Source organism: Aestuariirhabdus sp. LZHN29 (genome assembly GCF_049985285.1).
Taxonomy (GTDB): domain Bacteria; phylum Pseudomonadota; class Gammaproteobacteria; order Pseudomonadales; family Aestuariirhabdaceae; genus Aestuariirhabdus.
Window position 1 is genome coordinate 981,838 of record NZ_JBNIEU010000001.1, and the last position, 25,382, is coordinate 1,007,219.

24 protein-coding genes are annotated in these 25,382 nt (G+C 55.3%); 11 read left to right on the forward strand and 13 right to left on the reverse strand.

Annotation, left to right across the window (positions count from 1 at the left end; all coding sequences use genetic code 11):
- The first annotated feature begins 81 nt into the window (after window positions 1-81).
- The 3 genes from dnaN to gyrB are packed head-to-tail and all read left to right on the forward strand — an operon-like array spanning window position 82 to window position 4,765.
- On the forward strand, window positions 82-1,185 hold the full coding sequence (gene dnaN, locus ACP3PW_RS04755) for a DNA polymerase III subunit beta (protein WP_426415522.1): 1,104 nt from the start codon (window positions 82-84) through the stop codon (window positions 1,183-1,185).
- 34 nt (window positions 1,186-1,219) lie between these two features.
- A complete protein-coding gene (gene recF / locus ACP3PW_RS04760) occupies window positions 1,220-2,323 on the forward strand; it encodes a DNA replication/repair protein RecF (RefSeq protein ID WP_426415523.1) in 1,104 nt (367 codons plus the stop codon).
- A gap of 27 nt (window positions 2,324-2,350) precedes the next feature.
- On the forward strand, window positions 2,351-4,765 hold the full coding sequence (gene gyrB / locus ACP3PW_RS04765) for a DNA topoisomerase (ATP-hydrolyzing) subunit B (protein WP_426415524.1): 2,415 nt from the start codon (window positions 2,351-2,353) through the stop codon (window positions 4,763-4,765).
- A gap of 452 nt (window positions 4,766-5,217) precedes the next feature.
- Here the strand turns inward: gyrB and ACP3PW_RS04770 are convergent, their stop codons facing one another.
- The 6 genes from ACP3PW_RS04770 to ACP3PW_RS04795 form a co-directional block, all read right to left on the reverse strand.
- Window positions 5,218-5,967, reverse strand: coding sequence for a lysophospholipid acyltransferase family protein (locus ACP3PW_RS04770; protein WP_426415525.1), 750 nt, complete (start codon window positions 5,965-5,967; stop codon window positions 5,218-5,220).
- 2 nt (window positions 5,968-5,969) lie between these two features.
- Window positions 5,970-6,518 carry a D-glycero-beta-D-manno-heptose 1,7-bisphosphate 7-phosphatase gene (gene gmhB / locus ACP3PW_RS04775; protein ID WP_426415526.1) on the reverse strand — a complete coding sequence of 183 codons (549 nt, stop codon included), beginning with the start codon at window positions 6,516-6,518 and terminating at the stop codon, window positions 5,970-5,972.
- Between the two features lie 45 nt (window positions 6,519-6,563).
- Window positions 6,564-8,666, reverse strand: coding sequence for a glycine--tRNA ligase subunit beta (glyS, locus tag ACP3PW_RS04780; RefSeq protein ID WP_426415527.1), 2,103 nt, complete (start codon window positions 8,664-8,666; stop codon window positions 6,564-6,566).
- A gap of 2 nt (window positions 8,667-8,668) precedes the next feature.
- Window positions 8,669-9,628 carry a glycine--tRNA ligase subunit alpha gene (gene glyQ / locus ACP3PW_RS04785; protein WP_426415528.1) on the reverse strand — a complete coding sequence of 320 codons (960 nt, stop codon included), beginning with the start codon at window positions 9,626-9,628 and terminating at the stop codon, window positions 8,669-8,671.
- A gap of 162 nt (window positions 9,629-9,790) precedes the next feature.
- On the reverse strand, window positions 9,791-10,234 hold the full coding sequence (locus tag ACP3PW_RS04790; protein ID WP_426415529.1) for a YtoQ family protein: 444 nt from the start codon (window positions 10,232-10,234) through the stop codon (window positions 9,791-9,793).
- A 93-nt stretch (window positions 10,235-10,327) separates the two neighbouring features.
- On the reverse strand, window positions 10,328-11,080 hold the full coding sequence (locus tag ACP3PW_RS04795; protein WP_426415530.1) for a FadR/GntR family transcriptional regulator: 753 nt from the start codon (window positions 11,078-11,080) through the stop codon (window positions 10,328-10,330).
- A 156-nt stretch (window positions 11,081-11,236) separates the two neighbouring features.
- On the opposite strand from ACP3PW_RS04795, the gene ACP3PW_RS04800 reads away from it, so the two are divergent.
- Window positions 11,237-12,229 carry an MDR family oxidoreductase gene (locus tag ACP3PW_RS04800; protein WP_426415531.1) on the forward strand — a complete coding sequence of 331 codons (993 nt, stop codon included), beginning with the start codon at window positions 11,237-11,239 and terminating at the stop codon, window positions 12,227-12,229.
- Between the two features lie 8 nt (window positions 12,230-12,237).
- Here ACP3PW_RS04800 and ACP3PW_RS04805 read toward each other — a convergent pair whose 3' ends face one another.
- The 6 genes from ACP3PW_RS04805 to def all read right to left on the reverse strand — a co-directional run bounded on the left by ACP3PW_RS04805 (window position 12,238) and on the right by def (window position 18,529).
- Window positions 12,238-12,795, reverse strand: coding sequence for a class I SAM-dependent methyltransferase (locus tag ACP3PW_RS04805; RefSeq protein WP_426415532.1), 558 nt, complete (start codon window positions 12,793-12,795; stop codon window positions 12,238-12,240).
- An 11-nt stretch (window positions 12,796-12,806) separates the two neighbouring features.
- The gene (locus ACP3PW_RS04810; RefSeq protein ID WP_426415533.1) at window positions 12,807-14,255 is read right to left on the reverse strand and encodes a TrkH family potassium uptake protein; all 1,449 of its coding nucleotides are present in this window, start codon (window positions 14,253-14,255) and stop codon (window positions 12,807-12,809) included.
- Between the two features lie 11 nt (window positions 14,256-14,266).
- On the reverse strand, window positions 14,267-15,640 hold the full coding sequence (gene trkA, locus ACP3PW_RS04815) for a Trk system potassium transporter TrkA (RefSeq protein WP_426415534.1): 1,374 nt from the start codon (window positions 15,638-15,640) through the stop codon (window positions 14,267-14,269).
- 99 nt (window positions 15,641-15,739) lie between these two features.
- Entirely contained in the window at window positions 15,740-17,050 is a 1,311-nt protein-coding gene (gene rsmB, locus ACP3PW_RS04820) for a 16S rRNA (cytosine(967)-C(5))-methyltransferase RsmB (RefSeq protein WP_426415535.1), read from the reverse strand.
- 3 nt (window positions 17,051-17,053) lie between these two features.
- Complete coding sequence (gene fmt / locus ACP3PW_RS04825) at window positions 17,054-18,004, reverse strand: methionyl-tRNA formyltransferase (protein WP_426415536.1); 951 nt, start codon at window positions 18,002-18,004, stop codon at window positions 17,054-17,056.
- A gap of 15 nt (window positions 18,005-18,019) precedes the next feature.
- Window positions 18,020-18,529: a peptide deformylase gene (gene def, locus ACP3PW_RS04830; protein ID WP_426415537.1), complete on the reverse strand. Its 510-nt coding sequence runs from the start codon at window positions 18,527-18,529 to the stop codon at window positions 18,020-18,022.
- Between the two features lie 330 nt (window positions 18,530-18,859).
- On the opposite strand from def, the gene ACP3PW_RS04835 reads away from it, so the two are divergent.
- From ACP3PW_RS04835 to ACP3PW_RS04865, 7 genes are all read left to right on the forward strand, one after another.
- Complete coding sequence (locus tag ACP3PW_RS04835) at window positions 18,860-19,891, forward strand: LysM peptidoglycan-binding domain-containing protein (protein ID WP_426415538.1); 1,032 nt, start codon at window positions 18,860-18,862, stop codon at window positions 19,889-19,891.
- Between the two features lie 70 nt (window positions 19,892-19,961).
- Entirely contained in the window at window positions 19,962-21,158 is a 1,197-nt protein-coding gene (gene dprA, locus ACP3PW_RS04840; RefSeq protein WP_426415539.1) for a DNA-processing protein DprA, read from the forward strand.
- 55 nt (window positions 21,159-21,213) lie between these two features.
- A complete protein-coding gene (purE, locus tag ACP3PW_RS04845) occupies window positions 21,214-21,717 on the forward strand; it encodes a 5-(carboxyamino)imidazole ribonucleotide mutase (protein WP_426415540.1) in 504 nt (167 codons plus the stop codon).
- A gap of 18 nt (window positions 21,718-21,735) precedes the next feature.
- A complete protein-coding gene (locus ACP3PW_RS04850) occupies window positions 21,736-22,278 on the forward strand; it encodes an L-threonylcarbamoyladenylate synthase (RefSeq protein WP_426415541.1) in 543 nt (180 codons plus the stop codon).
- 22 nt (window positions 22,279-22,300) lie between these two features.
- Window positions 22,301-23,221 (forward strand): oxygen-dependent coproporphyrinogen oxidase, encoded by a 921-nt coding sequence (gene hemF, locus ACP3PW_RS04855; protein WP_426415542.1) that lies wholly within the window; start codon window positions 22,301-22,303, stop codon window positions 23,219-23,221.
- The gene (gene aroE / locus ACP3PW_RS04860) at window positions 23,218-24,048 is read left to right on the forward strand and encodes a shikimate dehydrogenase (RefSeq protein WP_426415543.1); all 831 of its coding nucleotides are present in this window, start codon (window positions 23,218-23,220) and stop codon (window positions 24,046-24,048) included. The genes hemF and aroE overlap by 4 nt, the downstream gene beginning before the upstream one ends.
- Before the next feature lie 132 nt (window positions 24,049-24,180).
- A complete protein-coding gene (locus ACP3PW_RS04865) occupies window positions 24,181-24,750 on the forward strand; it encodes a hypothetical protein (protein ID WP_426415544.1) in 570 nt (189 codons plus the stop codon).
- Window positions 24,751-24,758: 8 nt separating this feature from the next.
- Here ACP3PW_RS04865 and ACP3PW_RS04870 read toward each other — a convergent pair whose 3' ends face one another.
- Window positions 24,759-25,340 (reverse strand): gamma carbonic anhydrase family protein, encoded by a 582-nt coding sequence (locus ACP3PW_RS04870; protein ID WP_426415545.1) that lies wholly within the window; start codon window positions 25,338-25,340, stop codon window positions 24,759-24,761.
- Window positions 25,341-25,382: the final 42 nt, after the last annotated feature.

A 25,382-nucleotide genomic window follows, 5' to 3' on the forward strand; every position in this document is an offset into this window, starting at 1 on the left:
CCTGTATTTATTAAGCCCAACTCGTAATGGTGTATCTTTTACTTTTAATGACTTTGTATCGGGATAGAACAGAGAAAAATTATGAAACTGACCATTAGCCGTGAATCACTTATTAAACCCTTGCAGTTGGTCGCCGGGGTGGTTGAACGTCGTCAGACGTTACCGGTTCTCTCAAACGTATTACTGGTTGTTGAAGGTGATCAACTTTCCCTGACCGGAACCGACCTCGAGGTAGAGCTGGTCGGCCGGGTTCAGCTTGAGCACCCCTGTGAAGAGGGAGAGATCACCGTCCCGGCGCGGAAACTAATGGATATCTGCAAGGCACTCCCTGATACCGCACTGATCGAATTAACTCTGGACGATCAGAAACTGGTGGTTAAATCCGGTCGGAGTCGTTTCTCATTGTCTACGCTGCCTGCTACAGAGTTTCCCAGTGTCGAGGAAAGCGCGGATTCTCTTAAGTTTTCCATAGAGCAGCAGAAACTGCGGCGCTTAATCGACCGGACAGGTTTCGCGATGGCGCAACAGGATGTGCGTTATTACCTTAACGGTCTACTGTTAGAGATCGATAACGGAAGCCTTCGAGCGGTCGCCACCGACGGGCACCGACTGGCACTCTGCACAGTGGAAGCCGACAGCAGCGTTCAGGACAAACACCAGGTTATCGTTCCTCGCAAGGGTATTATGGAGTTGGCTCGACTCCTCACCGATGGTGCTCAGGCTGTCACCCTTTCCCTGGGGGTCAATCATATACGTGCTAATACCGGCGCGTTTACGTTCACCTCAAAGTTGGTGGATGGTAAGTTTCCCGATTACGATCGTGTACTACCCAAAGGCGGCGACAAGATCGTGGTCGGTGATCGACAGATGCTCCGACAGGCATTTAGCCGTACCGCTATCCTGTCCAACGAGAAGTACAGAGGTATCAGACTCGTGCTGGTTGATGGTAGCCTCACCCTCACCGCTAACAACCCGGAGCAGGAAGAGGCTCAGGAAGAGGTCTCTGTTAACTATCAAGGGGACAGCCTGGAGATAGGCTTTAACGTTAGTTACGTGCTGGACGTTCTCTCGGTCCTCACTGGGGATAATGTAAAATTCACGATGGCGGACCCTAATAGTAGTGCTCTCCTCGAAGAGGAGGAGAATTCGGACTCCCTCTACGTTGTCATGCCTATGCGGCTATAGAGAAAGAGTGCTATTTATTAGTTTCTAATCAATCATGCCTCTATCCCGTGTTCGGGTAAAACAGCTGCGCAATCTGATGGATGCGCAGCTAACCCCCTCCCCCCGTATAAATATTGTCGTTGGCGAGAATGGCAGTGGAAAGACCTCCCTGCTCGAAGCGATCCATTTTCTCGGCTCTTCCCGTTCGTTTAGAAGCAATAAGCTCAAACCAATTATCCAAAAAGGTTGTGAGGAGTTTATTGTATTTGGGGAGGTTTCTGACGAAAAGGTAACGCATAAGGTAGGAGTGCGGCGTAGTGTCGATGGTAGCGGAGAGCTTCGTATTGATGGTGTGACCCAACGCGCTGCCTCCGCTTTAGCCGAACTATTGCCTATACAGTTAATAACCCCCGATAGCTTTAGTCTGTTAACGGGTGGGGCTAAACCCAGGCGTCAGTTTATCGATTGGGGAGTGTTTCACGTGGAACGCTCTTTCCTTGGCTGTTGGCGGCAATACCAGACCGCATTAAAACAGCGCAATCACCTCCTCAGGCATGGTAAAATTGACCATTCGCAGGTGTTGGTTTGGGATACTGAGCTCGCCCGAAACGCGGACACAATCGACGAAATGCGCCAACAATATTTTTCCGGTCTGGCGCCACTAGTGCGTAGATTGGTTGAGGTGTTCGATCTGGGTTTGAAGGGGGCCGAGTTATCGCTCTCCTACTCTCGTGGTTGGGACAGCAAGGTGGATTTCTCTGAGCTATTGGCTCAAACCATAGATCGCGATGTTCGGGCGGGATTTACTCAGGCAGGGCCTCATCGCGCAGATCTAAACGTCCGGATTGGGCGTGAGAATGCGGCGGAACGTTTGTCTCGAGGGCAACAAAAACTGTTGGTGTGTGCGCTAAAACTGGCGCAGGCACGTTTATTTACCCAAAAACGGGGTCAGTACACAGTGTTTTTGGTGGATGACCTCGCCGCGGAGCTCGACCGGGAGCACCGTAAAGTGCTCTGCCAGGAGTTGGTATTGTTGGAGAGCCAGGTGTTTGTTACTGGTATCGAATATGAATCATTGGTGGGAGTATGGCCCGCTAATGTTGAAATTAAAGTGTTTCACGTGAAACATGGGAATATATCTGAGTCGATTCTGCCTTGACGGGCAGAGTTCACATAGGAGTCTTGAATGACTGAAAAAAACTATGATGCATCGAATATCAAGGTTCTCAAGGGACTGGATGCTGTAAGGAAACGCCCGGGAATGTATATCGGTGATACCGATGACGGCTCCGGACTCCACCATATGGTTTTCGAAATTGTCGATAACTCTATCGACGAAGCCCTGGCGGGCCATTGTAGTGAAATCCAGGTGATTATCCACGCCGACGAATCCGTCAGTGTGAAAGATAATGGCCGTGGTATTCCTGTGGATATTCACGAAGAAGAAGGGGTTTCCGCCGCTGAAGTTATCATGACCGTACTCCATGCCGGGGGTAAATTTGATGATAATACCTACAAGGTATCAGGTGGATTGCACGGCGTAGGAGTATCTGTCGTAAATGCCCTTTCGCGAGAGCTTCGCCTTACTGTAAGGCGCAAGGGTAAGGTATACCGCCAGTCGTATGCCCACGGTGTTCCCAACGCGCCTCTCTCCGAGGTGGGTGAAACGGACGAGCAGGGTACAGAAGTCCACTTCTACCCTTCCGAAGAAACCTTTACCAATATTGGTTTCAGCTTCGATGTCCTTGCAAAGCGACTACGTGAACTCTCGTTTCTTAACTCCGGTGTGGGTATTAGGTTGATTGATGAGCGTACAGCCAACGAAGAGCTGTTCAAATATGAAGGTGGCTTGAAGGCCTTTGTTGAATACCTCAATAGCAATAAAACTTCGGTTAACGAGGTATTCCACCTAAACACACAGCGGGAAGATGGTACCGGGGTAGAGGTCGCCTTGCAGTGGAATGATAGCTTCCAGGAGAATATCTACTGTTTCACCAACAATATTCCCCAGCGGGATGGTGGTACCCACCTTGCGGGTTTTCGGTCTGCCTTAACACGGACCCTTAATACCTATATCGAGAGAGAGGGGGTTCTAAAGAAGCAAAAGGTGAACACTACCGGGGACGACGCTCGTGAAGGACTCACGGCTATCGTGTCGGTGAAGGTTCCGGACCCCAAGTTTTCAAGCCAAACCAAGGACAAACTTGTCTCTTCCGAAGTTAAAACAGCCGTTGAGCAAGAGATGAATACCGGCTTTTCAGACTTCTTGATGGAAAACCCCCAGGACGCCAAGCTGATTGTCGGGAAAATGGTGGACGCTGCCCGTGCCCGGGAAGCGGCCCGTAAAGCGAGGGATATGACTCGCCGTAAAGGGGCCCTGGATATTGCTGGTTTACCGGGTAAGTTGGCGGACTGCCAGGAGAAAGACCCCGCCCTTTCTGAGCTCTACCTGGTGGAGGGTGACTCTGCTGGCGGCTCGGCAAAACAGGGTCGCAACAGAAAAACCCAGGCCATTTTACCGTTGAAAGGTAAAATTCTTAACGTAGAGAAGGCCCGTTTTGACAAGATGCTCTCCTCTGTCGAGGTGGGGACTCTGATAACCGCGCTAGGCTGTGGTATTGGTCGCACTGAGTTTAATATTGAGAAGCTGCGCTACCACAACATAATCATCATGACCGATGCGGATGTCGATGGATCGCATATCCGTACCCTGCTATTAACCTTTTTCTTCCGTCAGCTACCGGAGTTAATTGAAAACGGTTACGTCTACATCGCGCAGCCACCGCTGTATAAGATTAAGCGAGGCAAGCAAGAGCAGTACCTTAAAGACGATGACGCCCTTACGGAGTACTTGACCCAGGCAGCTTTGGAAAATACATCGCTGCACGTCAACGAAGAAGCACCGGGTATAAGTGGGTTGCCGTTGCAGGAACTTGTCCATGAATATCGTCGCATAGAGGGGATAATATCCCGTCTTTCCAGAATCTACCCTGAGACCGTACTTAAGCAGTTGGTTCACATGAAGCGCCTGGAACCGGAAGCGCTGAAGGATCAGGAGAAGGTAGAGGAGTGGTGCAAGACTCTCGCAGAGCGTGTGGCCTCAATAGAGCTTGCTGGACGTTCATCGACGATTACTGCCACAGAGGATCGTGAATACCATGTCTGGTTGCCGGTTATTACTCAGCTTCATCACGGTATCGATACTCAGTATAAGCTCTCTGTAGAGTTTTTTGAGTCGCGGGATTACCTCTCCATGGTTTCCCTTGGTGAGCGACTGAGTTCACTGTTGGAAGAGGGAGCCTTTATCATCAAAGGCGAACGCCGACAGCCGATTGCGAGCTTTGAAGAGGGTCTTAACTGGTTGATGAATGAATCAACCAAGCGTCACGGTATTCAACGCTATAAGGGGCTGGGAGAGATGAACCCCGATCAGCTGTGGGAGACAACCATGGATCCAGAGGGCCGTCGAATGCTCCGCGTGACCATCGAAGATGCGATCGCCGCGGACCAGATATTTACCACGCTTATGGGGGATCAGGTAGAGCCTCGACGTGCCTTTATCGAAACGAATGCCCTATCAGCGGCTAACCTGGACGTATAGCTACCACAGCCTGTCGGGCTATAACCCAGCAGTGCCTGAAACCCCGTAATATGATTAACCTCATTTTATGGGGTTTTTTGTGCCTGCAAATAGCATAACTAAAAACAACAGGGAGTGCCCTTGCGGCGGGGTTTAAAGACCTCGTCCGAGCCCGGAGAGGTCAGGCAAAAGCGATGGGCGAAATAGGAATTGACGCAGGGCCGACGCCGCCCTCTACTCTATGGTTTTTTGAGACTCCCGCCTAACCCTATTAACACCCGGAGATACGCTTAACTTATTGTATTTATTAGATAAATTAGTAAGTTAGTACTTACATCACAACGAGTTATTACGGGAAAATCGAGGGATTAGAGAGTCGCAACCTGGCTGTAGTGAGAGCCCGGGCCCAGATAATCACCGCCGGATCGGACTTTTACGCCCCACCTCGGTAGGCAGGCTGTGTTCGGGTGTATCTATAGCGACTCTGTACTCTCCGCCGCCGGCACCTGAGGATCTATCTCTGCCAGTGTGGTGTGAATCCAGTGCTGCGCTTCATTGGTGATTTGCTTACTGTTTTTGCCCTCGGTCTCTATCAAGGGGCCAATGACCACGTCGATGGTGCCCGGAACCTTGACCCAGCCTCTTCCGGGCCAGCAACGCCCTGCATTATGGGCGATTGGCAGAATGGGTTTTCCGCTGCGTGTGGCCATCGCGGCAGCGCCTTGGGTAAAGCGGCCGGGGGAGCCCGCTGGTCGTCGGGTGCCCTCAGGAAATACCAAAACCCAAAACCCTTCGGTCAGGTAGTCACTGCCGGCCTGGATAATCTTCATCAGCGCCTTTTTAGGGTTTCCACGATCTATAGGGATCGCGCAAAGTAGCCTAAATGCCCAGCCAAAAAAGGGAATCGACATCAACTCCTTCTTAACGACCTGGGCCTGTGGAGTCAGCAGGGTCTGGAGGAAAAATGTTTCCCAGGTACTCTGGTGGTTGGCGGCAATGACCGCGGACCCTTGGGGGATATGCTCGCGCCCAACGATCCGGTAACCTACCCCGCAGATCACGCGGCAAAGGAGCATGACGCCGCGTCCATAAGGTTGAACAAATAGTTGGTGACGTCGCTTTCGGGGCACGAAAAGCCCGAACAAGATCACGCTGGAAGAGATAAAAATCGTCCATAATCCCAGCAACAGATAAAACAGCAGCGTTCGTGCGGTGGCGACCATGTTTAAAAGCACTCCTTTGCTAACAATGCGGAAGTGAATGAGTCCAGATTGTCGTATATCCGGGCCTGCTTCAATAGCGGGTCTCCCTTGGCGAGGGTACGCACCCCCTTCCCTGTCATGACCAGCACCGGAAGAGCGCCCTTACTCACCCCGGCTTGAAGGTCCCGCAATGAGTCACCGACCAGATAACAGCCTTTGGCGGATACCCCCAAGGCGGACTCGATCTGCTCAATGAGTCCCGCCAGGGGTTTTCTACAGCCACATCCGGCGTCCGGTGCGTGGGGGCAGTAGGCGATATGGTCGATGGAGCCCCCCTGGGCTTCCACCAGATCGAGCAGGTACCGATGCATTTCATCGAGGTCGGATAGCTGGAAATACCCCCTACCCAAGCCGGATTGATTGGTGGCGATGGCCACTTGATGTCCGGCTCGGGAAAGCCTGGCGATCGCTTCTATACTGCCGGGAATCGGAATCCACTCTTCGAGGCTCTTAATAAAATCGTCAGAGTCTTGGTTGATGACTCCATCTCGATCCAAAATTATAAGTGCCATAAAAATGCTGATCCTGAATGGGGGGTGAATAGAAGCCTTTTTCGCCTACAACAGCGAGATGTCGGCGACCTCCAGGAACAGGTTACGGAGTTGTCTCAGCAGGGTGTAGCGATTACTGCGTACGGCACTGTCCTCGGCATTAACCAGAACCCCATCGAAGAAGTTGTCCACCGCATCCTTAAGTTCTGCCAGTGTCACCAGAACCTGCTGGTAATCGCCATCCCTAAGAAGTGGCGCGACGGTACCCTGCTTGATGATCAGGGCGTCAAACAGGGCCTGTTCCGCCCCATTTTCGAGTAACGCAGGATTCACTTCCGCCTGCAGTGTACCGGATTCGGCCTTGGCCAGAATGTTGGAAACCCGCTTGTTTGCCGCCGCCAGAGCCGTTGCAGCATCGAGTGAGCGGAAATGGTTTACGGCCTGCACCCTTTGATCAAACTCTAGCGGGTTGGTCGGTGAAAGCGCGCGGACCGCGAGAAACACCTCGACGGATATCCCCTGATCCTGATACCAGGCCCGGAAGCGTTCCAGCATAAATTCAATAATTGTATCCACAAGCTTATCGACAGTGTTATCCACCGTGGGAGCCAGTGGGAGCTGGACGCCGGTTTGCTGGTAGGCCTCGACGCAGTGATAGAGTATTGGTCGTAGATCAACGGCCAGCTCCTTTTCCACCAGAATCCGCAGCACACCCAGAGTGGCACGGCGCAGGGCGAACGGGTCACGATTACCCGAGGGTGGTTGGCCAATGCCAAAAATACCGACCAGGGTGTCGAGCTTGTCGGCCAGGGAAACGCAACACCCGATCATCGAATCCGGTAGCTGATCACCGGCAAAGCGCGGCAAATACTGTTCAAACTGTGCGGCGCTAACATCGGCATGTTCCCCATCGTGGCGCGCATAGTATTGGCCCATGGTTCCCTGCAGGTCCGCAAACTCGAGTACCATTTCGGAGTTGAGGTCGGCCTTGCAAAGCTCCCCTGCCCTGCGAGCATGATGGTCGTCAGCCCCGATCAACCGGGCGATCTGTGCGGCCACCGAGCCGATGCGCTGGGTTTTGTCATACAGGCTACCGAGCTTGGCTTGAAACACCACCGGTTTGAGTCGATCCCGCTTGTCTGCCAGTGAGCTGTTGAGGTCGGTGTCGTAGAAAAATTTGGCGTCAGCCAGCCGCGGCCGAATCACTTTTTCGTTGCCGCTGATGACCTGGGCTGGATCCTTACTTTCGATATTGCTAACGGTAATAAAGTTGGGCATCAGCGCGCCGTCATCGTCGACAACGTGGAAGTACTTCTGGTGCTCTTTCATCGAGGAGACGAGAGATTCCGCCGGAACCTTGAGAAACTCATCGTCAAAACGCCCCATCAGTGCGACCGGCCACTCCACCAGACCGGTTACCTCGTCGAGCAGATCGTCCCCGATAACCGCATGACCTTTGGATTGTCGGGCGATGGTCTCAACCTGACTCCGAACCAGTTGCTGGCGCTCAGAAAAATCCGCGATAACGTAACCGGGGGCGCGCAGTTGTTCGGCGTAGCGAGCGGGCGATTCGATGGTGATCGCTTTATTGTGGTGAAAGCGATGTCCCTGGCTAATCCGGTTGGCACGCAGCCCCAATAGTTCACAATCCACTATCGAGTCTCCGTAGAGCATCACCAACCAGTGGACCGGGCGCACAAACTCGGTTCGGCTGTCACCCCAGCGCATTCGTTTGGGAATAGGTAGCTGAGCCAGTGACCGTTCCACAATGGCGGGTAACAGGGTTTGGGTCTGCTGGCCGGGGGTAACGGATCTATAAACCAGCCACGCACCCTTACCCTGCTCCAGAGTTTGCAAATCTGCCACAGCGACACCGCAGGAGCGGGCGAAACCCTGGGCTGCGGGAGTTGGATTACCCTCTTTGTCGAATGCGGCTTGTACCGCGGGTCCCTTGCGCTCAATATCCTGATCTGCTTGCTGGCTTGCGAGCCCTCGAACCAGTAACGCAAGGCGCCGTGGTGCGGCGTAATGCTGAACACTTTCGAACGCCAACCCGGCCTGTTGGAGCCCGTTAACGATTTCCCCCGAGAACGCATTGGACAGGGACTTAAGCGCCTTTGGCGGGAGCTCTTCGGTGCCGAGCTCGACCAGAAAATCCTGTGTAGACATTATTACTTCTCCTCCTGGGCGCTACTGAGTTTGCTAATAACCTCTTCGCGGATAGTCTCATCGGCCAGCGGGAAACCGAGTTTGCGACGGGTTTCGAAGTAGCCTTGGGCAACGGCGCGAGCCAGGGTTCTTACACGCAGAATAAAGCGCTGCCGCTCGGTGACTGATATAGCGTGGCGGGCATCAAGCAGGTTGAAGGTGTGGGAGGCTTTAAGCACATACTCGTAAGCCGGGAGCGGTAAGTTTTCGGCGACCAGTTTCTCACTCTCACGTTCAAAAAAATCAAACTGCCTGAACAGTTCTTCGGTGTTGGCGTGAGAGAAATTAAAGGTCGACATCTCTACCTCATTCTGGTGAAACACATCACCGTAGGTCACCTTACCCAGAGGCCCATCCGTCCAGACCAGGTCGTAAACGCTGTCCACTCCCTGCAGGTACATGGCGATGCGCTCGAGTCCGTAGGTAATCTCTCCAGTGACGGGGTAGCACTCAAGGCCGCCGGCTTGCTGGAAATAGGTGAACTGGGTCACCTCCATACCGTTGAGCCAGACTTCCCAACCGAGCCCCCAGGCACCCAGCGTCGGGGATTCCCAGTTGTCTTCGACAAATCGGACGTCATGCACCAGGGTATCAATACCCATCTCTTTGAGAGAGCCCAGGTAAAGGTCCTGGATATTATCAGGGGAGGGTTTAATCACTACCTGAAACTGGTAATAGTGCTGCAGCCGGTTGGGGTTTTCCCCGTAACGCCCATCGGTAGGACGGCGGCTCGGTTGCACATAGGCTGCGCTCCAGCGCTCCGGCCCAATCGCGCGTAAAAAAGTAGCGGGGTGAAAAGTACCGGCACCGACCTCCATATCGAGAGGTTGGAGGACAACACAGCCCTGCTTTGCCCAGTAGTTTTGCAGGGTCAGGATCAACCCCTGAAAGGTGCTTACATCGGGTGTCGTTTGGTTGGACACGGTGGCTCCCCAATATGGTCTTTAATATCCCCGCGGTGGCGGTGGACAGGTGACGAAAAATGGGGCGAATTATACCCTGTTACGCCACGGGAAATACAGGCGCAGTGGGGATTTGCGGGGTATGGCACGGCGGGGTCCCGATCCGGGGACCCCGCCGTAAAATCAAGCTTGGCAGATATAACGAAGGATCTCGACCACCTGTTGTGGTGTTTCCGTGACCGCCATGGCCTGGGCGTCGACCTCCTTGAGTGGGTGGGTCAATTCAGGGGCGTGCATTACGATCAACTGCTTGCCCATGGCCACCGCCTGACCGGCGTCGAAGGCCGCGTTCCACTGCTTGTACTTGTCGCCAAAGCGTACGACTACAATATCGGCCTGTTGCAGCATATTGTTGGTACGAATAGCGTTGATTTTGCTGGCTTTGTGGTCCTTCCAGAAGGGTTTCTCCTCCGCCCCGAGAATCTGGACACCCACCTCATCGCTGGCTTCATGGTTGGTCACGGGGGAGTAGAGTGACACCGGGAGGTCAGCACTGGCGACGCCATCCCGGATCTGCTCCCGCCAGTTGGTGTGAATTTCTCCGGAAAGGTAAACGATATAATCCATGATAATTCCTGTAGGAGTATGAAAGGGAGTGGAAAATCATAGAGCAATAGCCGTGACTTGCAAGCCGCTATTGGTCGCAACAGAACAACCCTCCTATTGGGGGGAGCGCTGTTTTTGCTGCTTCGACTTCCACTCCTGGGCTTCCTCGTAACGCCCTTTCAGGTACGCCATCAGCCTGTCCAGTGCCTCGAGAGCATCTGCTCCATTGCGGTTGAGGAGCCCATCAAGAATCGCGCGGTGCGCTTCAATGATGGGTGCCCGGTCGCGAAAGCGGGAGATAACCATATTGGAAACGGGTTGTAGCGCCTCGATCATGGTGAACATGTTGAACTGCAGCAAGTTGTTACCGCAGCCGTCAACCAGGGCGCGGTGGAACTGAACGTCGAATTGGCAAAACTCCTCATCGGTTATGGCCTGTTGCTGTTTTTCAAGCGCCTCTTCCATCAGCCCCAGCTGTGTATTGTCGATATTGTGGACGGAAAGCTCGCAACAAAGCCGTTCCATCTGGTGCCTTGCTTCGGCAATCTCCTGTAACCGAAATGCACCCAGGCCAACCATGAGCGTGGTCGCACTGCACAGGGCGTCTCGCATCTCTTCGAGGCTCGGGCGCTTGACGAACGTGCCGCCGGTGGGCCCACGCTGGGAACGGATCAGGTTTTGCGCAGCGAGTCGTTTCAGCGCTTCGCGAATTGTGGGTCGGGATACTCCAAACTGTACGGAGAGCTCCTCTTCCGTAGGCAGACGCTCATCCACCACCAGTTCGCCCTGAGCGATCGAGTCTCGGATACTGTTGGCAATCTGTTTGGCCAGGCTTTGGGTGACAACGCGAGTGTTGCTGATCGCCATAAGTGTGTTTCCAGTGATCGGGGAGTATGAGGACATTTTACTACTGATTAATGGTATTAACCATATTTGTTTGACAAATAGTTAAATAGAAATCTAAACTCCACCAACCCTGTACTGAAACTGCAGGTGCCACCCCACTGTCGAGGAGATCGAATCATGAGCACCCCATTCAAGGCGCTGGTACTGACCCAGCAAGAGGGAAAGACCCTCGCCAGCATTGAAACATTGACCCAAGCCGAGCTGCCCGACGAAGAGGTATTGCTGGCGGTGGATTACTCCAGTCTGAATTATAAGGATGCACTGGCGATCACGGGCAAGGGAAAGGTGGTACGCCAATGGCCAATGGTACCGGGAATTGATCTGGCCGGTACGGTGGTGGAATCCGCCAGCCCGAAATACCAGCCAGGAGATAAGGTGGTGCTGACCGGTTGGGGAGTCGGCGAACAATACTGGGGGGGGTACAGTCAACAGCAGCGGGTCAAGGCGGAGTGGCTGGTACCTTTGCCGGTGGGTTTGTCGGCTGCTGATGCGATGATGATCGGGACCGCAGGATTAACGGCCATGCTGTGTGTCATGGCGCTTGAGGAGGCGGGAATCACTCCCCAGAGCGGCACCGTGGTTGTGAGCGGCGCTGCCGGTGGGGTGGGTAGTGTGGCGATCGCGATTCTAGCCAAGCTAGGTTATACCGTGGCCGCTATTACCGGCCGTGAGTCGACCCATGATTACCTGCGGGCGCTGGGTGCGAGTGAACTGTTGAGCCGCGAGGAGATGGCAGCCGCCCCACGTCCGTTGGAGAAGCAGCGCTGGGCAGCGGGGATAGATACGGTTGGAGATACTATTCTGGCACGCATGCTGGCCGAAACCGACTACAACGGCGCCGTTGCAGCTTGCGGCCTGGCCGCAGGTTTTTCCCTGCCGACGACGGTGATGCCGTTTATCTTGCGCAATGTACGCTTGCAAGGCGTGGATTCGGTGATGTGCCCCCTCTCCCGCCGCCAGCAGGCATGGGAGCGGCTGGCACGAGACCTGCCGCTTGACCAGTTGGCGGATATTGGTCAGGAGGTGGGCCTGAAAGAGCTTCCAGCATTGGCGCAGTCGATGATTGGTGGCGGCGTGAAGGGGCGAACCCTGGTAAATCTAAACACCTGAAGCAGAGGTCAGTTAGCGGGTTTCTGCGCGATCAGCTGTCCAAAATCGCGCTGGCCCCGACTGAGGTCACCACAGCCCCCCTCCTCCCGATAAACCCGGACGTCCAGCTGAGGGAATAACTCGATCAGCTCCCCCGGGGCGAGTAAAAAGTCAGGGTTGGAGGGCCCCTTTTCCGATCTTTTCTGCTGGTGCCAGGTCTGGTAAAAAAGCACCCCTCCGGGATTTAGAGACTTTTGAATCCACTTACATATAGGTCTGTAGAGATAGTGAGCGACCACTATCACATCGAAGTTAAGCAGTGGTAGAGAGTCGGCTTCCAGATCCATCTGGCGGGTGGAAACCAGCCCAGCCGAAAACTCATCAACTCGCAGCAAGGCTTCCGCCGAGCGATCCCAGGCCTCAACCCTTAGGCCCTGTTGGTGCAGAAGCAAGGCGTTGGCACCCAGCCCGCATGCCAGATCCAGAGCTCGCCCTTGGGCGGGCAGTAGATGCAGGTTGTTTGCCAGTAGATCGCAGGCATCTCCCGGGCTGGAGGCTTGTTGATATCGTAGGTCCCACCGATCCATCGTCTTTGTCCTTAACGCCGCCAGAACATCGGTGTGAACAGCACCAGTAAGGTGAAGATCTCGAGGCGCCCCAGCAGCATGGCAAAGCTCAAAATCCACTTCGAGCTATCGGGCAGTTCTGCGTAAGTCATAGACGCATCACCGAGCGCCGGGCCGAGGTTGTTCATGCACGAAGCAACCGTGGAAAAGGCCGTGGGCAGGTCAAGCCCGGTGGCGATAAGCGCCAGAAAGAGCAGGATAAAAATAAACACATAGGCGGAAAAGAACCCCCAAACCGCTTCACCAACACGGTCAGGAACTGCTTTACGCCCCAGTTTGATCGGTATGATTGCGTTGGGGTGAAGTAGTCGAGTGATCTCCCTAACCCCCTGACGATAGATTAACAGTACTCGAATAACTTTCATCCCCCCACCGGTTGACCCCGCACAGGCGCCGGAAAAACTGGTCAAAAAGAGCAGGTAGGCGAGGAAGGTGGGCCATATAGAAAAGTCGGTGGTACTGAAGCCGGTGGTGGTGGCGATTGAAACCACTTCAAAAACGCCGTACTGAATCGAATGGGCGAAGCCATAGGTGCCGGTAACGCTGAGCACCAGCACGGCGATCAGGGAGACACCGCCGAGAATAACGAAGTAGGCCACTACTTCCGGGTCACGAAAATAGTGAATGAGCTGACGGTGGCGCCATGCAAAGAAATGCAAAGAGAAGTTTATGCCAGCAATGAGCATGAATATGATGGCTATTGTGTCGATCACCGGGCTATTAAAGAACCCGATACTCTCATCGTGGGTGGAAAATCCACCAATGGCAATGGTCGAAAAGCTGTGCCCTATCGCATCAAACAGGTCCATTCCCGCGATCCAGTAAGCAGTAGCGCAGGCGACCGTCAGGCTCAGGTAAAGGTACCAGAGTGCCTTTGCGGTTTCGGTTATTCGGGGGGTGAGCTTCGCATCCTTGACCGGCCCCGGGGTTTCGGCGCGGTAGAGCTGCATCCCCCCGATACCGAGCATAGGTAGCACGGCGACGGCCAGCACAATAATCCCCATACCTCCGAGCCATTGCAGCTGCTGGCGATAGAAGAGTATCGATTTGGGTAGGTCGTCTATATTGGTGAGGATGGTGGCGCCGGTAGTGGTGAGCCCGGACATCGATTCGAAAACGGCATCGACCACATTGATGGCTGGGTTTTCGTGGAGCAAAAATGGAAGCGCACCAAAGCCACTCAGAACCACCCAAAACAGCACGGTGACGAGGAAGCCGTCCCGGGTGCGCAGCTCCTGGCGAACCCGGTAGACCGGAGCCCAAATAAGGAATCCGGTAACGAGGGTTATGGCAAAGGCATAACCGAAGGCCTCCAGGTGATTGTCGTTGTAGAGCCAACCAATAAACAGGGGCGGCAGCATACTGATGCTGAAGAGCATCAATAGCAATCCGAGTATGCGTAGAATGACTGAAAAATGCATGATGAGGCTCGTTAAAAGAAGGTTAAACCGACCTGGAACAGTTGCTCCACTTCACGAATCCGTTTCTTATCAACCAGGAACAAAATAATGTGGTCCTCTGATTCGATGCGGATATGGTCGTGGGCAATCAATACCTCTTCATCACGCACGATAGCGCCGATGGTGGTGCCTTGGGGCAGTGTTACCTCGCCGATGGTTCGACCTACTACCTTGGAGGAGTTCTCGTCGCCGTGAGCGATCGCTTCAATGGCCTCCGCAGCGCCTCTCCGCAGGGAGTGGACATTGACCACATCACCACGGCGAACGTGGGTCAACAAACTCCCTATGGTTGCTTGCTGGGGCGAAATGGCAATATCGATTTCACCGCCCTGAACCAGGTCGACGTAGGCCGGGTTGCTGATAAGGGCCATTACCTTGCGCGCCCCGAGGCGTTTTGCCAGCATGGCGGACATGACGTTGGCTTCGTCGTCATTGGTCAGTGCGCAGAAGACGTCGGTTTCTTCGATGTTTTCTGATACCAGTAGCTCTTTGTCCGACGCACTACCATGGAAAACAAGCGTGTTATCGAGGGTTTGTGCGAGCTGGTGACACCGACCTATGTTGCGCTCAATGAGTTTGACGTTGTATCGATCTTCAATCGAGCGGGCCAGTCGTTCGCCGATGTTGCCGCCGCCGGCGATGATGATTCGGCTGTATACATTATCGAGTCGGCGCAGTTCGCTCATAACGTCCCGAATGTGTCGACTGGCAGCGATAAAAAACACCTCGTCGTCAGCTTCAATAACGGTTGAGCCTTCGGGAGTGATGGACTTTCCGCGGCGAAAAATGGCCGCTACCCGGGTGTCCACCGAGGGCATGTGTTCACGAATGTAGCGCAGCTCTTGCCCGACCAGGGGACCACCGTAATAGGCTTTGACGGCGACCAATTGCACCCGACCTTCGGCAAAATCGAGCACTTGCAGGGCACCGGGCTGCTCGATCAGGCGCTTTATATGGTGGGTAACGACCTGCTCTGGGCTGATGATGACATCCACCGGGCAGGCATCTTTAGCAAACATTTCCGGGCGTTTAAGGTAGTCAGGTTGTCGTATTCGCGCGATTTTAGTCGGGGTCCTGAACAATGAGTAGGCAACCTGGCAGGCGATCATATTGACCTCATCGCTGTTGGTCACAGCGACCAGCATATCCGCATCGTCGGCACCGGCCCGGCGCATGACCGACGGGAAGGAGGCCTTACCCTCGATGGTGCGGATGTCGAGACGGTCCTGAAGCTCGCGCAGGCGCTCTCCGTCGGAATCTACTACCGTGATGTCGTTCTCTTCACTGGCAAGATTCTCCGCCAATGTCCCCCCCACCTGTCCGGCACCCAGAATGATGATCTTCATGTTTTATTATGTAGCCTTATGATTGTCCGTATCATGCGGTAGACCCGATGTCGAAAGCATAACAATAGATTTCGGGGATGCAAGGAGAGTAAGCAATCGCTAACTCGCAGGTTCCCTTTTACGTAGCAGCGCGTAATAGAAGCCATCATGGGCGCCGGTTTGGGGAAAGAGTTGGCGGCCGCTTTGACATGGAACTCCCCAGCTCGCGTCGATGGTAATCTCTTCGGCGTCTGGCTGGCACACCAGAAAACGAGCCACCTGATCGCTGTTTTCGGCTTTGATGGTAGAACAGGTCGCGTAAAGCATTAGCCCGCCGGGTTGGAGCAGTGGCCACAGAGCGCTCAAGATCTGTTGTTGCAACGCCACCAGCTGTTGGATATCTTCCCGGCGTCGCAGCACCTTGATATCAGGGTGCCGTCGAATAACGCCGGTGCCGCTGCAGGGAGCGTCGAGCAAGATGCGGTCATAGGCAATCCCGTCCCACCATTGGTCTGGCTGGGTAGCATCAGCAATCACCAGCCGCCCATTGAGCTGCAGTCGTTCAAGGTTCTGGGTGATTCTCTGGGCTCGAGCCCTGTCCACCTCAAGACAGGTCAGCGTAAGCCCGGGTTCCTCTTCCAGCAGGTGGCAACTTTTGCCTCCGGGAGCGGCGCAGGCATCGAGTACGTGCTGTCCGGGCGCTAACTGCAGTAAAAACGCAGACAGCTGTGCCGCTTCATCCTGCACGCTTACTGCACCATCAGAGAAGCCGGGAAGCCGGGTGGCGTCGCAGGGACTCTCCAGAGTGATGGCGGCAGCGCTATAGCCGCCGGGTCGTGCGCCAATCCCCTCTGCCTCGCACTGGGCCAGGTAGTGCGCTCGATCGCCCTGTTGTCGGTTGACTCGCAGGGTCATCGGGGGGCGTTGATTATTGGCGTGGGTGATCTCTCGCCACTGGTCTGGCCAGTCGCGCTGCCACTGCTTGATCATCCACTTTGGGTGAGAGGTGGAGGGTACATCGCTGGAGCTTAACTGCTCCTCGATAATGGCAGACTCACGCTGGTAGCGTCGCAGCACGGCATTGACCAGTTTTGTGGCCCAGGGCTTATCCAGCAGTGCGCAAACCGCAACGGTTTCGCTTAACACCGCGTGGGGAGGAATGTTGAGGGAGCGTAATTGGTAGAGTCCGACCATTAGCAGGGCTTCGATATCGGTCTCTTTCTCTCGCAACGGATTGTCGAGCAGGATCGATAGGATTGATCGCAGGGTAAAGTACCAACGGCAGGTGCCGTAGCAAAGCTCACTGAGTAGCGCCTCCTGGGAGTCTTCTACCGTTTCGGCGGCCTCGGGGAGGGCCTGACCGAGGGAGCGCCCCTGGGTGAAGACCTGTTGCAGGGCGAGTGCGGCTGCGGCGCGGACGGGTTGTGTCATGGGTTAGCCGAAGCTCCGATGAACGCCCAACTGCTCGGCGCGACTGTTAAGTTGATCCCTGACGCTCAGTGCCTTGGCACCAGGAAACTGGAGGGTTTTCAGGCGCAAGACACCCTCGCCGCACGCAACCTCTATACCTTCGGCGCCACTAACAATGATCGTACCGGGTTGCTCCGATGTGGGTATGTGAACGGCTTCGGCTTCCCAGATCCGCACAGACTCCCCCCCAAGCGGGGCGTAGCTGACGGGCCAGGGGTTAAAGGCTCGCACCTGTCGTGCAAGGATGTCGGCGGAGAGGGAGAAGTTAAGCTGGGCTTCGGCTTTGGCTAACTTATGAGCATAGTTCGCCAGTTGGTTGTCCTGGGCCTGGGGGCGGGAGCTGCCGGCGGAAATCTCCGCGATGGCCTCAATCAGCGCCGGCCCCCCGATATCCTGCAAGCGGTCGTGCAGATCGCTGGAGTTGTCGGTTGGGAGAATGGGGCACTCTACCCTGACCAGCATATCGCCGGTATCGAGGCCGGCGTCCATCTGCATAATGGTAACGCCGCTGTGGCTATCACCGGCAGCGATGGCTCGCTGGATGGGAGCGGCACCACGCCAGCGAGGAAGCAGCGATGCATGGACGTTGATGCATCCGTAGCCGGGTGTATCAAGAACCGCCTGAGGCAGGATCAATCCATAGGCCACGACAACCATAAGGTCCGCCTGAAAGTGAGCGAGGGTGGTTTGTGATTCCTCCTCCTTCAAACTGAGAGGTTGCTCCACCGGGATCTGATGCTGAAGCGCGAGGGCCTTGACGGGGCTGGGTGTGAGCTTACGCCCTCGCCCGGCGGGCCGGTCTGGCTGGGTATAAACACCGACCACCTCATGGGGACTGTCGATGAGTACCTGTAGGTGATGGGCGGCAAAATCCGGGGTGCCGGCGAACAAAATACGAAGGGGGGATACGCTCATCGGTAATAGCTAGCCTTAGCGGGTGGCGGAGCGCTGGGATTTTTCCAGCTTTTTGCGGATGCGGTTGCGTTTGAGGGGGGATAGGTAATCCACAAACAGCTTTCCGTTGAGGTGATCAACTTCGTGTTGAATGCAGACCGCCATCAGGCCGTCGCACTCGAGTGTAAAGGGTTGTCCATCTCTGTCCAACGCCTCAACTCGTATGCGCTCCGGCCGTTGCACTGACTCATAATAGCCCGGTACGGACAAACACCCCTCCTGGCTCTCCTCAAACTCATCCCCAATAGGGGAAATGGCAGGGTTGATGAGGATATGGGGGGTGCTATTGTCCTCACTGACATCGACCACGATCACCCGCAGGTGGACATCTACCTGAGTCGCGGCAAGACCGATACCCGGTGCGTCGTACATTGTTTCCAGCATATCGTCGGCGAGCTTTTGAATATCACGGTCGACGGCGTCAACCGGCTTGGCTCGGGTACGAAGGCGTGGGTCTGGGTATTCAAGAATATCGAGTAGTGCCATAGGGTCGTCAGGTCAATTTTGTTGGGATGGAATTGACAGCAATAAAGCCAACCCCATGTGAATGAAGGACAAGCGTACAATTTTATGCCCATGCTGGCGGCTTGACAATTGCAAAGGCGAGCACAAACCCTTTGCACACAAAAACACCAGTTTGTTGTAGTAATAATGTAAGATGTGCTGCTAAGATTATGAACAATATGGGATTAATGTTTGGGTATGTGACTTGAGTCGCGACCCATCAACTGCAAAAACAGGTCGATTGGGCTATAGTCGGCTACTGAATAAAAGATTATTGCGTGTGCGCAAGACACCATATAGGGAAGGTATACCATGAGGAAATCGCTGCTGGGGGCTGCCCTGCTCTGCCTGATGAGCTGGTCTGCGATCGCCGCCGAGAGTCCAATGAAAGACGGACACCCGGACACCTACACTGTAGTGAAGGGCGATACTTTATGGGATATCTCCAATACCTTCCTGGATACTCCCTGGTTGTGGCCAGAGATCTGGCACGCCAACCCCCAGATCGCCAACCCCCATCTTATTTATCCGGGCGATGTGATCAGTTTGATCTACATCGATGGGCGGCCACGTCTTACCGTTTCCACCCGTGGTGAGGCGAGTCGCACCATCAAGCTAGGCCCTAAAGTGCGCGCGACCCCGATTGATTCGGTGATTCCGGCTATTCCTCTCGACAAGATTAACAGTCTTCTAAAGCGTAGCCGGGTCGTTACCTCCCTCGAGGATTTGGAGCGGGCACCCTATATCGTCGCTGCCTCACAGGATAAGGTGGTGAGCGGATTGGGAGACCAGATTTACGCGCGGGGTAATTTCGATAGTAATGCCCCCGCCTACGGTGTCTATCGTCAGGGCGACGTCATTGTGGATCCCACCACCCGTGAGATGCTGGGCGTGATGGCGATTGATCTTGGTGCTGCGGATGTGAAGCAGATTCAGGCTGATGTCGCTACCCTACAGGTTACCCGTAGTGAAAAAGAGATTCGCTCCGGTGATCGACTGCTGGAGAGTGAAGAGCGTCGTATTGACTCTACCTTTTTCCCCAGTGCGCCCGAGCGTCGGGTAGAGGGAGAGATCCTGGGCGTCTCCGGAGGCATCACCCAACTGGGTCAATTTGATAATGTGTTGATCAACCGTGGTGAGCGTGATGGTATTGCTCCAGGAAATATTCTGGCGATTAATCGTAATCTGCAGGTGCTCGATGAGAAGCGCAAAGAGCAGGTGACGATGCCGGCTCATCGTGTGGGTCTGTTAATGGTTTATCGCACATTCGAGAAGGTAAGTTTTGCCATTATCCTCGAAACCACCGAGCCACTGCTGGTGGGTGACAAATTGGAAAACCCCTGATCTTCGCTATACTGAAAAAGGCTGCTTCGGCAGCCTTTTTTAATTCTCCGTCAACGATCAAGGACGATCGATGGATAGCTCCCCACTGCGCTGGAAGCGCTTACGACCCTGGATTTTACTCCACCTACTGCCCGCTTTGGGGCCTATCCGTAGTGGCCAGCTGCTGCATCAGTTGGAGCACCCCGATGCGCTGTTAGATCCGGCGATTATCAACGCTGTGCCAGGTATGCCTGTAGCAACCCGCACTGCGCTGGGACAGTGGCACCGTGGCCGAGGTGAGTTCTGGAATTACGCCAGCGAGCAACTTGAGCGAATCGGGCAGTGGGGCCAGCAGCCGGATTGCCACCTGTTGTGCGTCGAAGACAGCGCCTATCCGCCGCTACTGGCAGAAATTCCCGACCCGCCTCCCCTGCTTTACATTGAGGGGAACCCGGAGCTATTAAAGAGCCCACAGGTCGCGGTTGTTGGGTCGCGCCACTGTTCTCATCAGGGTGCCGATATCGCGTTCGAATTTGGGTATCAGTTGTCACACAGTGGCCTTACCGTCACCAGTGGCCTGGCGCGAGGAATCGATACATCAGCCCACCGGGGGGCGTTACGTGGAATGGCGCCCACGCTAGCGGTACTGGGTACCGGTATCGACCGCTGCTATCCTGCCCAAAATCGGGAGTTGGCAAGGGAGTTGGTTGAAACTGGTGGCGCGCTGGTTTCCGAGTTTGGCCTTGGGGTGGCACCGCGCCCCGGCCATTTCCCCCGTAGAAATCGCATCATAAGCGGCCTGAGTATGGGAGTGTTGGTGGTCGAGGCGGCGGAGAAAAGCGGCACTTTAGTCACGGCGCAACTGGCGCTGGAGCAGGGGCGAGAGGTGTTCGCTGTGCCTGGAACGATACGCCAGGGAAAGAGTGCCGGTTGCCATCGACTGATACGGGAAGGAGCGATGTTGGTAGAAAGCAGCGCAGAGATTGTGCGAGGGTTGGCCCCGCAGTTTTTGCAGCCCTTGTTGCACACTGGGCCCGGGGCAGAGCGGGAGAACTCTATGGAAGGGGATAGACTTACGTTGCAAAGAACTGACCCCCTTACGCCAGAGGAGGAATCCCTATTCGCCATGTTGGACACAGAACCCTGCTGCCTCGATCTATTGGTTGTGCGCTGCCAGAGACCAGTAACCGAGATTATGGTGATGTTGCAGAGAATGGAGTTGGGGGGCTGGGTGCTGCGGGTGCCGGGAGGCTACCAACGGGCGGGCGCGAATCCGGCTTGCAACTAGGCGGTGAGTGGGTTAGTTTTCGCCCACTTTCCACCATCCTGATTGAGACCGTCCAATGAATAAACCATTTGTCGCTATTTTGATGGGATCCGACTCGGATCTGCCCAAGGTACAGGCTGCTATCGATGTACTAAAGAGCCTGCAAGTTGGCGTTGAAGTGCGCGTCCATTCCGCGCACCGAACTCCTGATGCAACCCATGAGTACGTAAAGGGTGCGGACAGCCGTGGTTGCGCTGCCTTTATTGCTTGTGCGGGCATGGCGGCACACCTTGCGGGTGTTGTTGCTTCGCTGACGATTAAGCCCGTTATTGGTGTGCCGATTGATGCCGGTCCACTCAACGGTATGGACGCTCTGCTATCGACTGCCCAGATGCCCGGTGGCATCCCGGTAGCGACTGTCGCAATCGGGAAGGCCGGCGCGAAGAACGCAGGCTACCTCGCCGCCCAGGTTATCGCGTTGCAGGACCCTGAACTGGCAGACCGTCTGCGAGCAGACCGTAAGGCTAATGCGGAAGCGGTGTTGGCGAAGAACGCAGCACTCCAACAGCAGCTCGCCTAACAAATGAGGTGGCGCTGGGTGCCCGCTATAGAGGCGCTACTTGCGGGCGAAGTGATTGCTTACCCTACCGAAGGCGTGTGGGGGTTCGGATGTGATCCCTGGAACCCTGAAGCGGTTGAACGAGTGTTGACCCTGAAGCAGAGACCCTGGCAGAAGGGGTTGATACTGGTCGCTTCGTCCTGCTCCCAGCTAGCCCCCCTGTTAAGGACCCTGTCTCCGCAGCAGCGGCAGCGCCTCAAGCTAAGTTGGCCAGGCCCCACCACCTGGGTGATAGAAGATGTTGATGATTGGGTGCCGCCATGGGTGAAAGGCGAGCACACCGGTGTCGCTGTTCGGGTGAGCGCTCACCCGGTAGTGGCGGCACTCTGTGATGCCTTTGGTGGCCCCCTGGTTTCGACCTCCGCGAACCGGGCTGGACAGCCGCCCCTGGCCCATAGCTGGCAAATCCGTCGTCAGTTTTCCAGCCAGCTGGGTGCGGTGGTTGCTGGTGAGTTGGGTGGGCAGCGAGGCCCTTCGAGAATTTGTGATTTAAACAGTGGTCGGGAGCTTCGTCCCGCCTGATAGGAAAATCAAGGAGACTAAGGTGAGCGGAGTCGACCACAGCAAGCAGGTGCAGCAGTTCCTGATGGCGTTACAGGATCGAATATGCGACCAGCTTCAAGCACTGGAACCCGATGCCCGCTTTGTTGAGGACAGCTGGCTCCGCGAAGGAGGCGGAGGTGGCCGCAGCCGGGTGATTGCCGGTGGATCCCTGTTCGAAAAAGGGGGGGTTAATTTTTCCCATGTCTTTGGTGACAAACTCCCCCCTTCCGCTACTGCCCAGCGACCCGAGTTGGCGGGCTCCAGCTTTCAGGCGATGGGGGTTTCCTTGGTGATGCATCCCCATAACCCCTATGTTCCCACCTCGCACGCGAACGTGCGGTTTTTCATAGCCGAAAAACCCGGAATGGAGCCCGTTTGGTGGTTTGGCGGCGGATTTGACCTCACTCCTTACTACCCTTTCGAAGAGGATTGTGTGCATTGGCACCGTACCGCCCAAGAGGCCTGCCAGCCTTTTGGGGACGATATTTACCCTCGTTTCAAGCGCCAGTGTGATGACTATTTTTACCTGCGGCATCGCGATGAGCATCGCGGAGTGGGAGGCGTGTTTTTTGATGATTACAACGAGCAGGGTTTTGACCACAGTTTCGAACTGATGCAAGCGATTGGAAACGCCTACCTGCCAGCCTACGTCCCCATTGTGGAACGGCGGCGCGCAATCGATTTCACAGAAGATAATAAAGCGTTCCAGTGCTACCGCCGGGGCCGTTACGTGGAATTTAACCTGGTGTTTGATCGGGGCACCCTGTTTGGCTTGCAGTCGGGTGGACGTACCGAGTCAATCCTGATGTCGATGCCGCCCCAGGTTCGCTGGGACTATAACTGGGCACCCGAACCGGGGAGCCGGGAGGCTGAACTGGCGGACTATATCAAGCCCCGGAACTGGTTGCAGGGGCAATCATGAGCCCCATGGACAGGTACGCGGTAATGGGGAATCCCGTTGCCCATAGTAAATCCCCGCAGATTCACCGCGACTTTGCCGAGCAGACTGGGCAGGCGATGGAGTATCAGGCGCTGAAGGTTGACGAGGGGGATTTCGAAGACGCGGTAAAGCGATTTTTTGTCGGCGGCCAGGGGCTCAATATTACCGTGCCCTTTAAAGAGCGGGCCTGGCACTATGCAGGTAGATTGACCGAGCGAGCGCAGCGAGCAGGGGCCGTCAATACGCTCTGGCAGGACGCGGATGGCGCTCTGGTAGGCGATAACACGGATGGTTGCGGTTTGGTGACCGACCTAAAGGTGAATCAAAAGGTGAGACTGGAAGGCGGTCGAATTTTGTTATTGGGCGCGGGAGGAGCTGCCCGGGGCGTTATCCAGCCGCTACTGGCTGAGAACCCGGCGTCCCTTGTGATTGCTAACCGCACCCTGGCCCGAGCGCAGGAGCTGGTAGTGCTGTTCGCAGGCAGCGGCGCGCTACAAGCCGTACCCTTCGATCAGTTAAGTGGTGAGTTTGATCTGGTTGTTAACGCGACGTCGGCCAGCCTCCATGGTGAGATACCGCCGCTGCCCGAGACTAGCATCGGGGAAAAAACGATCTGTTATGACATGATGTATGGGGCCGACCCCACCGCCTTTAATCGCTGGGCTAGCGCATTGGGCGCCCGCCGCTGCATTGACGGCCTGGGAATGCTGGTGGAGCAAGCGGCCGAGGCCTTCTACTGTTGGCGTGGCGTACGCCCCGCTACAGAGCCCGTATTGCGATCGTTGCGGTCGCAGCTGGATGCCAGATAACCCTGTTCGAAGGCTGACAAAAGACAATAAAATCGATGGGCTTCCTGCTATCATGACTGTCAGCATAGGGGCCCGTTCGGTGGGCTCCAACGCCTTTCAATATTTCTCGCCATAGACAACAGGAGCATGGTTGTGGATTCCAAACTGGGTTTTTTTATTCTGGTTGATGCCGGTGACAACGACGTCCATAAAATTCGTGAAGAGTTGCTGAAAATTGACGAGATCAAACTGGTTCACTGCCTGATTGGGCCCACTGACCTAATCTGTTACGGCGAAGCGGATACCATAGAGGCGATGCGTGAAGTGATCACGCAAAAGGCCTCGGCGCTGATCGAAGCCAAGTTCAACCCGATCTCACACACACAAACCTGTTTATCACTGCAATGCCATGGTCAGCCGCTGTCACCAGAGAAGCATGGGCACCCGGAAAAGACGGCTGCCTGGATATTTGCAGACATCAATATCTCCAGCGCACTGGATATTAGTGAGCGACTACTGTCTCGAACCCCTGAAATCGTCTGTGCCCATACGGTGCTGGGAGCACAGGATACGATTTTCTACGTTGAGGCAGAAAATCTACAACGCCTGATGGCGGTCGTGGATGATGGTGTGCGCACCCTGCGCGGCATTGGTAATGAGGGTAAATCGGTAAAGGCGCTAGCCCGCACCGATACCCGTTTGGTGTTGATGCCCGACCAGTAAACTCATAATCAGAGCCGCTCTGGCGGCTCTGTACCCGCACCAGGGGACTGGTCCTGCTGGGCGATATGGGTGTTTTTCAGCTTCACATAGTTAGCCGCGGTGTAACGGAAATAGGAGCGTTCCTTTTCGTTTAGGGCTCGCATCGCCTGGGCGGGACGCCCGACGTAGAGATAGCCGCTTTGCAGGCGCTTACCCGGTGGAACCAGGCTTCCCGCGCCGAGAACCACCTGAGACTCAATCACCGCGCCGTCCATCACTATGGCGCCCATGCCGATGAGCACCTCATTGCCGATCGTGCAGCCGTGCAGGGTTGCCTGGTGGCCAACGGTGACATCGTCCCCCAGGGTGAGTGGAAACCCGTCGGGATCAAAGGGGCCGGCATGGGTAATGTGCAAAATGGAGCCATCCTGGATGCTGCAACGCTGGCCTATGCGAATACGGTGCATATCCCCGCGGATTACCACCATCGGCCATACAGAACAGTCGTCGCCCAGCACCACGTCGCCAATGACGACGGCGGAGGGGTCGACAAACACAGTCTCGCCGAGCTGGGGCCAGTGTTGCTGGAAGGGACGAATTGTATGACTCATTCAGTGTCTGCCCATTGAAAACGGTTACCGGAAAACCCATTG